Origin of the sequence: Halovenus amylolytica (genome assembly GCA_004015825.1) — an archaeon.
Taxonomy (GTDB): Archaea; Halobacteriota; Halobacteria; order Halobacteriales; family Haloarculaceae; genus Halovenus; species Halovenus amylolytica.
This window is the reverse complement of sequence record SAYS01000016.1, coordinates 116,974-126,373: the sequence shown is the minus strand read 5'-3', so window position 1 is coordinate 126,373 and position 9,400 is coordinate 116,974. Positions and strand designations below refer to the sequence as shown.

Below are 9,400 nucleotides of genomic sequence, written 5' to 3'. Positions count from 1 at the left end.
TAGCGTCTCGGTTTCCGCGACATTGAAGAACGACTCTACCGAAGGATCATCTTGCAGGGTCGCTGAACTCATCCACCTCAGCGTTCACCCTGCTCTTTGGTGTGCTACTCGTTCTATGACACCCTCTACCGCAATCATTTACTTAAGAAACTACTTTTATGAGGGAGTGAGTGCAACGTCTAAGCGAGATATACAGATGCAACTCGAAGATAGAACCTGTCTTGTCACAGGAGCTTCACGGGGAATCGGCCGTGGTATCGCAGAGAGATTCGGCGAAGGAGGCGCGAACGTCGTCGTAAACTACAGATCTTCCGAAGACGAGGCCCACGAGGTCAAAGAGGTGATCAACGAAGGGCCGGGTACCGCAGTAGTGGCACAGGGTGACGTCGCGAAGATGGACGAGGTCCAGTCGATGTACGATGTCACCGCAGGGGAGTTCGGGCAGGTCGACGTCCTGGTCAACAACGCCGGGATCACCGTCGACAAGAAGTTCTCGGAGATGACCCGGGAAGACTGGGATCGGGTCATGGAGGTGAATCTCGGCGGGATCTTCAACTGTACCAAGGTCTGTTACGACGATATTCGAGAGGCACACGAGGGACGACTGATCAACATTTCGAGTGTCGTCGGCCAACAGGGGAACTACGGGCAAGCAAACTATGCGACCACGAAGAGTGGGCTGTTCGGCTTCACACGGACGATCGCGCTGGAGATGGCCCGTGATGGGTCGACCGCGAACTGTGTCGCACCCGGTTTCGTCGAGACGGATATGCTCGCGACAGTGCCGGAGAGAGTGCGTGAGGGGATCCTCGAACGGATTCCACTCGACCGGTTCGCGGAGGTCGAAGACATCACCGGGATCGTTGCCTTCCTCGCACGCGAGGAGTCGAGTTACATGACTGGACAGGTGCTCGGTGTCAACGGAGGGATGGAATGGTAAACGATGTCCGTATCGCTGGGGTGGGAATGACGAAGTTCGGTGCCTCACCCGAGCGAACATCACGCGATCTGTTCTCCCAGGCTGCCGGCGAGGCCTTCGAGGATGCAGACGTCGAACCCGGCGACATCGAGGAGCTGTACTACGGCAACTTCATGGGCGAGTTCGCCGAGACCCAGGGCCACCAGGGGCCGCTGATGGCCGATGCGGCCGGCGTGGACGCGCCGGCGACCCGTGTCGAGAGCGCCTGTGCATCGAGCAGTGCGGCAGTCCGGATGGGTGTCGACAAGATCCGGAGTGGCCAGGCCGACATCGTACTCGTCGGCGGTGCCGAACGGATGAAAAATATCTCCACTGCGGAGGGAACAGAAGCGCTCTCCGCGGCCGCAGACGCCCTGTGGGAGATCCGGGCTGGCGTCACCTTCCCGGGTGCGTACTCGCTGATGGCGAACCGGTACTTCCACGAGTTCGGCGGGACACGGGAGGACCTCGCACACATCGCGGTCAAAAACCACGCCAATGCGGTGAACAACGAACTCGCCCAGTTCAACAAGGCGATCGAGGTCGAGGACGTCCTCGAAGCACCGACTGTGAGCGCGCCCTTCGGTCTCTACGACTGCTCACCGATGAGCGACGGTGCGGCCGCAGCAGTGCTCGTCAGTGACTCCTTCGCCGAGGAACACGGGCTCGACACCCCGGTCGAGATTACGGGTGTCGGGCAGGGAAGCGACGCACTCGGTCTGCAGGACCGCGCGTCGATCCCACGAACGCCGGCCGCCGAAGAGGCCGGACAGATGGCCTTCGACGACGCCGGCATCGACCGCTCCGACGTCGATGTCGCCGAAGTCCACGACTGTTTCACCATCGCGGAAGCACTCGCGCTCGAAGCGCTCGGCTTCTACGAAACCGGTGAAGCGATCAGCGCGGCCAGAGACGGCGAGACGACCAAAGACGGAGAGTTCCCGGTCAACCTCTCCGGCGGGCTGAAAGCCAAGGGACATCCGGTCGGCGCGACCGGCTGTGCCCAGATCTCGGAGATGACGAAACTGCTCCGTGGCGATCACGTCAACAGTGATGCAGTGAGCGATGCGAGCGTCGGGCTGACCCACAACGCGGGTGGGACAGTCGCGAGCTGTGTCGTTCACATTCTCGAGGAGGTGGACCAATGAGCGACGCACGACACGCCGGCTTCGACGATTTCCTCGATGCTGTCGAGGATGGTGAACCGTACTACCTGGAAGGGACCGAGGGCGACGGCTACCTGCCACCGCGGCGGATCGACCCCGCGACCGGCAGCCAGGAACTCTCGGAAGAACCGCTCCCGGAGACTGGTGAGGTGGTCACCTACACACAGACCCACGTCGCCTCACCGGAGTTCGCCGACGACGCACCGTTTGTCGTCGTCATCGCGGAGTTCGGCCCGGTGAAAATCACCGGACAGCTCCGTGAACAGGAGGCAGACGATATCGAGATCGGACAGGAAGTGGAGATGGGGATCGAGCAGACGGAGACGCACGACAAACGAGTTCTCGTGTTCACACCGGCCTGATCCCGTCAGGGATCGACCGGGTGTTCGATGCCTTCTGCGAGCTGATAGATATTTTCAGATTCGTCGAGCAGTTCTGGATGGGCACCGAGAAGGAACAATAGATCACTGTCGTTCGCCAGGTTGCCGAAGTACATCGTAACGTCGACATCCTGTCCGGCTACCGACTGTGTCGTCTGATATATCGAGAGAGTGACTGATTCACCGAGAATCTCTGTTTCCCGTTCGCGTTGTTTTTCCAGATCGGTGGCATCGCCGCGGCCGGACTGGTCGGTCAGACGGCGAATCAACTGTTCCTCACTGAACGCATTGAACGGGTTCGCAGATTGGCCCGCGACAGTTACCGTCGGTGTGGTGAAAATAAGAAAACTGGCCGCCGATTGTTCGGTCTCTCCCGGAAGCTTCCGGTACTCGGTAACCCAGTTCGTCAGCCGCAGATCGCGTTCCTCGTCGTTGATCTCGACCGTTTGCTCGAAGCTCTGGTCTTCCATCCGGGCTTCACTGTAGCCAGTTCCCTGCAGCGCCTGCTCGCTCACACGCGCTGGATCTGCGCTCTGTTCGATCTCGTCACCGAGCAGGGCACAGCCTGACAGCGACACAACCGCCCCACCGGAGATGGCAGCCAGGGCCGCACGTCGTGAGTACATATCCTGACAGAAGTCGGTCGTCGGTATATTGCTTGGGGCCTGTCTTTTCGAGTCTGGAGAGAGGAGAGTGAAACAGTCGTGTTCCCACCTGCGTTCTGACAATTCGGGAGTACATTTATTGCGAACATAACTGAAGCTACCGTATGTCTTCGCTCGAAATCGACCGTGAGCAGTGGTCGACACGGATCGGATTCCTGCTCGCAGCGGTCGGCAGCGCTGTCGGACTGGGCAATATCTGGCGATTTCCGTTTATTACGGGCGAGAGCGGCGGCGCTGGTTTTCTGCTCGTCTATCTTCTTTTCATCGTCTTCGTCGGCTTCCCGGCGATCCTCGTCGAGTTCGTCGTCGGCCGCAACACGGAACGAAACCCCGTCGGCGCAGTCCGGGAGATCGGCAGGGGAAAGTGGAGATCACTCGGCTGGATCTTCGTCGTCACGACCTTCGTCATCATGTCGTACTACAGCGTCGTCGCTGGCTGGACGATCAGATACACGCTGCTCGGTCTGTTCGGTGGGTACACTGCCGACACCGAAGGCGCAGAAACACAGTTTTTCGAACTCGCACAGGGTGGCGAAGCGATGGCGTTTCACGGCCTGTTCTTGCTGATCGTGCTGGTGATCGTCGGACTCGGCGTCCGGCGCGGGATCGAACTCGCTGCAAAAATTGTGGTTCCCGCGATCATTCTCATTCTGCTGGTCCTCGCCGGGTGGGCCGCAACGCTCGGCGGTGCAGATCAGGCGTACTCGTTTTATCTCTCGCCGGATTTCGGCGAACTGGCGACGAACTGGACGACGGTGTTGCCGGCCGCTGCGGGGCAGGCCTTCTACACGCTCTCGCTTGGCTTTGGGATCATGATCACCTACGCCTCCTACGTGGGCGAGGACAGGAATCTCGCCGCGGATGGTGGAATCATCATCGCGTTCGATACCATGATCGCCTTCGTCGTCGGCCTGGTCGTCTTTCCAGTGTTGTTCACTGCGGGCGTCGACCCGGCAGACCCCGGTGTCGGCGTGCTGTTCATCTCGATCGCGTCGGCGTTCGGGGAGCTCACTGCAGGGGGTGTCGTCGGCGCGGTATTTTTCGGGACCGTCGCGATTGCAGCCCTCTCCAGTGCGATCAGCCTCACCGAGGTGGTCGTCTCCTATCTGGTCGACGAACAGAGTGTCCCGCGATTCCGGGCCACCGCGTTACTCTGTGTGGCCCTGTTTGTTCTGGGTCTGGCACCCGCCTACGATCTGGTCTTGCTCTCGGCCTACGATGGGCTGGCGGACGGCATACTGCTGATTCTCGGTGCGCTGCTGTTGAGTATCTACGTCGCCTGGCTGTGGGCCGACGAGGCGATCGCCGAACTCTCACACGGGATCGACAACATCGGGAATCTCGGCAGCTACTGGATCTGGGCAGTTCGGATTCCGGTACTGGTCGTACTCGTGGTCTCGCTCGCGCTCGGTATCGGTGACTACGTCGAGTTCCTGCAAAACGAGTTCGTCCCGTGGGTCGAGGACCTCTGACGAGTTACTGATCGGAACGGGTGGCCAGTTCCGAAAGCGTGGTGGAGCCCTGAAGGGCTTCGAGAGAGCAGTACCACGGACCGCGAACGCCATTTTGATCGTTCTCGACCGGGGAGTCGAGAGCGACCAACCCCCCGAGTTCGAAGACGACTGCAATCTGTTCGTCCGAGAACGGATCGATCATATCTTGCCAGTCAGCCTCGCCCATCGGCCCTGCATCGCCACGGCGTTGCTCGATCCGGTCGGTGACGGTTGCGTAGTGTGTGATCGCCGAGACTGGTGCAGTCCGATAAAAGGCCATGTACTCGAAGGGGGTGGTCGTTCTGTCGTACGATTGCGGTGCGGGGTAAAAGCCCGCACGGCAGCGCTCGAACGTGGCGTCCCGAGTTGCGACGACGCAGACGCGACCGGCACTGTCGGGTGAGGCCATCTGGGTTCGTCCCGTGCGATTACTCCGGGATCGAGACGGTGTGCTGGAGCTGTCCGACACCTTCGATCTGGACACTCACCTCGTCACCGTCCGAGAGTGGTCCGACACCTTCCGGCGTTCCGGTCGCGATCACGTCGCCCGGTTCGAGTGTCAGATAGCTCGTGATCTCCGCGATCAGTTCGGGGATCGAGAAGATGAGCTGCTCACGGGTCGCGGACTGGCGTTTCTCCTCGTTGACCCACAGTTCGACGCTCGCGTCCTCGGGGAGGTGCCCTGGTGTCGCCAGGACAGGACCGAGCGGTGCTGCGTTGTCGAAGGCTTTCCCGCGGACCCAGTTTTGTTCCCGGTCCTGGTCGTCGCGGTTCGAGAGATCGACCATGCAGGTGTAGCCTGCCACGACATCCATCGCGTCGCGTTCGTCGACGTTGCGACACTGCTGGCCGATGACGACGCCCAGTTCGCCCTCGTAGTCGATCCGCTCTTTGCCGGCCGGAAGCTGTACGTCGCTTTCGTGGCTGGCGACGGCGTTTGGTGGTTTCAGAAAGAGGAGCGGGCGATCCGGGAGATCCGAATTCCGTTCGTCGGCGTGATCTGCGTAGTTCAGGCCGATACAGACGATTTTCGACGGCTCGCAGGGTGGGAGGATCTCGACTTCTTCGGGGTCGTACTGCTGGCCGCCGAATTCGATTACCCCGTTGATGCCGGCAGTTGTCGTGGGTGCGGGCTCTCCCTCCTCGGAGAGCCACTCGCCTGTCCGGACAGTTCCTGCTGGATCACGGAATCGTACCTGCTTCATGCTCGTTCGTTTGCCACCGCAAGAATAAGATGTTGTGGGCCAGTTCTCGGAGGTTGGTTTTCTGTTCGATAAATACGACTACTTTGTCGATCCGGTCAGACACCTTCTCTCAGGCGATATCTCGGCTCGTATCGATCTTGACCTCTTCGACGAGGTTGAGCTTGATCGTATCAGCCGGTGCGCGCCCGCCGCGGAACTTCGGAATCGAGAGGCGGTTTTCGATCTCGTCGCCCGAAATATCTGTCTTTAGATTGAAGACGACATCCGCGAAATGCTCTGTCGTATCCCGGAGCGGGGGAATCGACCGCCCCTCCAGACAGTGCAGGATTGCGAGACTATTGGTATTGAAAATGTGGTTCTGGAGATCGTTCATGAAACTCCGGAACCGCGAGGGTGGCTCCTGTGATTCCAGCACGTCCAGCGGATCGACGATCAGATTCGACGTCTCGGGCAGCGCGCTGATGAGTTTCCCAGCGTTGTCTAGCGGGGCTTCCCCGGAGATATGACGAACTGTCGGATCGCCAGTCTCCGTCGGCGTGGTCTCGATGCTGTCCGTGACTGCCTCTGCAGTCCGGTTCAGTGACAGCCAGAGCGTCCCGCGCGTGGCGGTCAGCTCGTACAGAAATAACTCTGCCTGGCTCGATGGGGGTGCCGAAAGCGCAACCATACTCCCGGCCGGTATCCCACCATCGAGTTTTCTGTCGAGAACATCGATCCCTGTCCGCAACCGGTCGGCCATCTACTATGATACTATGCAACACCCCCGGTTAAAGATTCCGCCACAACTATCAGGTAAGATTCTTGTGGCCATGTTTTATATAGTCTAACTGACTCCGGTTTCTCATACTGCCGGCTGTAAGAAACTGAAGAATTGCGCCACCCCGGGGTGGCACATATCTTTACGAATTTACAGCCGGCAGTATCACGCTCCCCTGGCAGCACGGTGAGTCCCGAACAGCACCGCAACTGTCTCCGCCCACACTTTCCGAACAGCCGGATTGGCCAGTGGCTCTGGCACTGTTGGAACGCGCTTGCGAACTCCGTCTGGCGCTGGCCAGTTCGAGGGGGATTCGATCCCCGTTTGGCGAACGAGCAGACCGACCGGCGGAGCGTCGAGTTCGCGCGCACTCTGTGCCGTCGTCCGTGTATCCGCGACGGACTGGTGGCGGTCCGAGCTCACCAGCAGGCTCCGGTCGGCGTGGCGGAGCGGTCGCGCAGCGTCCGGTCCCATCCCGGGAGGGGAGTCGAGGAGGACCGGGCCGTGCCAGGTACCGAGGTGCGAGAGCGCGCTGTCGACCCGATCACGGCTGCCCGCCGTCACGATGCGGACGCCGGGGACGGCGGTCGATTCCGCCGCGACGAGTTCGACCGGGGCGCCATCTGCCAGCTCGTCGATCCCACCGAGCGAGTCGACCCCTGCCTGATGGTGGAGATCCGGCATATCACAGTCACAGTCGACGACCAGCGGCGCTCGGCCACGATCCTGGAGGATCGCAGCGAGCCCGAGCGCTGTCGTCGTCTTTCCACTGCCGCCCTTGCCACCTGCGATCGCGAGCATACCGCTGCTGGTCGCGGATTCGAAGATAAACGTTCGGATCGGACAGCTACTCCCGCCCGTGTCTCGTCAGGCAGTTCGGCAGCCCGATCAGCTCCACGGGCTCTGAGTTGTCCGGCGAGTAGACGACCATCTGGCCTTTCTCCATGTAGGGGACTTTCGATTCCAGATTCGACGGAATGTTCACCGCCGAGATCGCGTCTTCGTCACCGAGATTCAGTACGACCGTCGTGTTGATCTGTTTGAACACCGGATCGGCGATATCCTGTGGGTCCTGCGTGATGAGAAAGAGTCCAAGTCGCTCTTTCCGGCCCTGCTTTGCGGCCTCGGTGAACTTGCCGATCACTTTGCTCGCCTGCACGGTGTCGGCGTCGGTGAGGAAGTTGTGGGCCTCGTCCATCCCGACGATCAGTGGTGTGTCTTTGATCCGGTCGTAGGTGGGGTCGTTCGAGAGTTTCTCGTCGACCAGCAGCGAGGAGAGGGCGAGGACGATCGTCTCCGCGTACCTGCTCTCCGTAATGTGATACGTCGGGACGACCGTCAGCCCGCCGGGGCGGACGAACTCGTGGATGCGCTCGGTGATCGGCTGGGCATCGCCGTCGAATACGGAGCCGAATCCACGGGCGCGCCGCGCGACCGCATCGAACGTCGCCTCGTGGACTTTCCCGCTCTCGTCGAGTTCTTCCTTGAGTGCCGGATCGTCGAGAAACGTCGTGAACTGGTCGTAGGTTCCCTCGGTGCCATACTGGCTCCGGAACTTCGGGAGCAGGACCGTCACCAGCGCGCTGTACTGGTTGTCGTTGAGCCCGCTCGAGGCGATGAGCCAGGGGTTCTCGTGGACCATCTCGAAGGGGATCGTGAACTCGACCTGCTCGGCCCGGTGGTGACTCGCCGAGTACGTCGCCGAGCCCACTTTCGGAATGAAGGCGACAGTATCGTCGTGCCCGCCGTGGGCGACCCCCTGGCTGTCGAGCTCCCGGGCGAACTCCCCGTCGTACTCCCCGTCGTCGTGCATCTGTGCGTACTCGTCCTGGGGATCGAACTGGACGACCGCCGGCGAAACCGCCCTGTCGGCCCCGCTCTCGACCGGGTACGTGCGGTCCTCGTCGAGATACTGCCGGAGGATATTCTTCGCGGCGTGGGTCTTCCCCGATCCGGTCCCCCCGGCGATCAGCGTATGCCGGAAGACGAGCGGATCCCCGGCAGTGTAGTCGTCTTTCAGCCGGTAGTCGATAGTCGGCGGCTGGGCTGCGGTCCGGACCTTCTGGCCGCCGACCGCGAGGTGGCCGAGGTAGACACCCTCGGACGGCATCTTGAGCCCAGTCTTGATGTCGGCCTTGTCGTCGGCCTGGCGGACGACAGTCTCGGGTTTTGGGACGCGATCGGTCATCCGCCGTTTGAGTTCGCCGTCGTCCTCGTAGAGCACGGCGACGGGATCGAGCGTCGCCATGAGTTTGAAATCCTCCTCGTCGATGCCAGCAGATCGCATCGCCCGGCGCGCGTGGATCTCGGTCGCGTCGTCGGCGCGGTACTCCTGGGCGTACTCCAGTCCACTGATCCGACAGAACAGACGCTCCCCATCTGGGTAGGAGGCGAGCAGATAGGAGCCGATCCGGATCTCCGCACGGTTGTTCGCCGTTACGTAGGCTCGGAGCCGCGTTTCGTCGTCGTCCTCACTGATCTGGAGGCCGCCCGCGGCCGACAGCACACCGATTCCGTGATCCTGGCCAGCAGGCGTCGCCTCGTACGATTCGAAGGTCTCGGACTGTCCGGAGGGCTCGGTTTCCTCCGAGTCGATTACGTCGGTGTTGCTCGACGCTGTACTATCGTCAGCAGAAGAGTCTGTCGTATCGCTATCTAGATCGCTGGTGAAATCACCGAGGTCGCTCATTGTCATCTAGAATAAACGCGAACACCAAACCCGTTTCCCCCGAGTGGCCGAGCGTACTGGAGAACTGTTTTCGACAGTTGTCGTACG

The 9,400-nt window shown here is 61.0% G+C and carries 10 protein-coding genes; 4 read left to right on the top strand and 6 right to left on the bottom strand.

Going from position 1 to position 9,400, the window contains the following annotated elements:
- Positions 1 to 196: 196 nt before the first annotated feature.
- Genes EOW68_RS13415 through EOW68_RS13405 form a run of 3 tightly spaced genes read left to right on the top strand, consistent with a single transcriptional unit; the run spans position 197 to position 2,486 of the window.
- The gene (locus EOW68_RS13415; RefSeq protein ID WP_128225672.1) at positions 197 to 940 is read left to right on the top strand and encodes a beta-ketoacyl-ACP reductase; all 744 of its coding nucleotides are present in this window, start codon (positions 197 to 199) and stop codon (positions 938 to 940) included.
- Positions 934 to 2,106 carry a thiolase domain-containing protein gene (locus tag EOW68_RS13410; RefSeq protein ID WP_128225671.1) on the top strand — a complete coding sequence of 391 codons (1,173 nt, stop codon included), beginning with the start codon at positions 934 to 936 and terminating at the stop codon, positions 2,104 to 2,106. Before EOW68_RS13415 ends, EOW68_RS13410 begins: the two co-directional genes overlap by 7 nt.
- Complete coding sequence (locus EOW68_RS13405; RefSeq protein WP_128225670.1) at positions 2,103 to 2,486, top strand: Zn-ribbon domain-containing OB-fold protein; 384 nt, start codon at positions 2,103 to 2,105, stop codon at positions 2,484 to 2,486. The genes EOW68_RS13410 and EOW68_RS13405 overlap by 4 nt, the downstream gene beginning before the upstream one ends.
- A gap of 5 nt (positions 2,487 to 2,491) precedes the next feature.
- Here the strand turns inward: EOW68_RS13405 and EOW68_RS13400 are convergent, their stop codons facing one another.
- Complete coding sequence (locus EOW68_RS13400; protein ID WP_128225669.1) at positions 2,492 to 3,130, bottom strand: DUF6517 family protein; 639 nt, start codon at positions 3,128 to 3,130, stop codon at positions 2,492 to 2,494.
- Between the two features lie 143 nt (positions 3,131 to 3,273).
- Between EOW68_RS13400 and EOW68_RS13395 the strand changes: the two genes are divergently transcribed.
- A complete protein-coding gene (locus tag EOW68_RS13395; RefSeq protein ID WP_128225668.1) occupies positions 3,274 to 4,641 on the top strand; it encodes a sodium-dependent transporter in 1,368 nt (455 codons plus the stop codon).
- A 4-nt stretch (positions 4,642 to 4,645) separates the two neighbouring features.
- Here the strand turns inward: EOW68_RS13395 and EOW68_RS13390 are convergent, their stop codons facing one another.
- The 5 genes from EOW68_RS13390 to EOW68_RS13370 all read right to left on the bottom strand — a co-directional run bounded on the left by EOW68_RS13390 (position 4,646) and on the right by EOW68_RS13370 (position 9,313).
- Positions 4,646 to 5,071, bottom strand: a complete 426-nt coding sequence (locus EOW68_RS13390) for a DUF8743 domain-containing protein (protein WP_128225667.1) — start codon at positions 5,069 to 5,071, stop codon at positions 4,646 to 4,648.
- A 19-nt stretch (positions 5,072 to 5,090) separates the two neighbouring features.
- Entirely contained in the window at positions 5,091 to 5,867 is a 777-nt protein-coding gene (locus EOW68_RS13385) for a fumarylacetoacetate hydrolase family protein (RefSeq protein ID WP_128225666.1), read from the bottom strand.
- Between the two features lie 109 nt (positions 5,868 to 5,976).
- Positions 5,977 to 6,606: an RAD55 family ATPase gene (locus tag EOW68_RS13380; RefSeq protein WP_128225665.1), complete on the bottom strand. Its 630-nt coding sequence runs from the start codon at positions 6,604 to 6,606 to the stop codon at positions 5,977 to 5,979.
- A 183-nt stretch (positions 6,607 to 6,789) separates the two neighbouring features.
- Complete coding sequence (locus tag EOW68_RS13375) at positions 6,790 to 7,425, bottom strand: MinD/ParA family ATP-binding protein (protein ID WP_128225664.1); 636 nt, start codon at positions 7,423 to 7,425, stop codon at positions 6,790 to 6,792.
- 46 nt (positions 7,426 to 7,471) lie between these two features.
- Entirely contained in the window at positions 7,472 to 9,313 is a 1,842-nt protein-coding gene (locus EOW68_RS13370) for an ATP-binding protein (RefSeq protein WP_128225663.1), read from the bottom strand.
- Between the last annotated feature and the right edge of the window lie 87 nt (positions 9,314 to 9,400).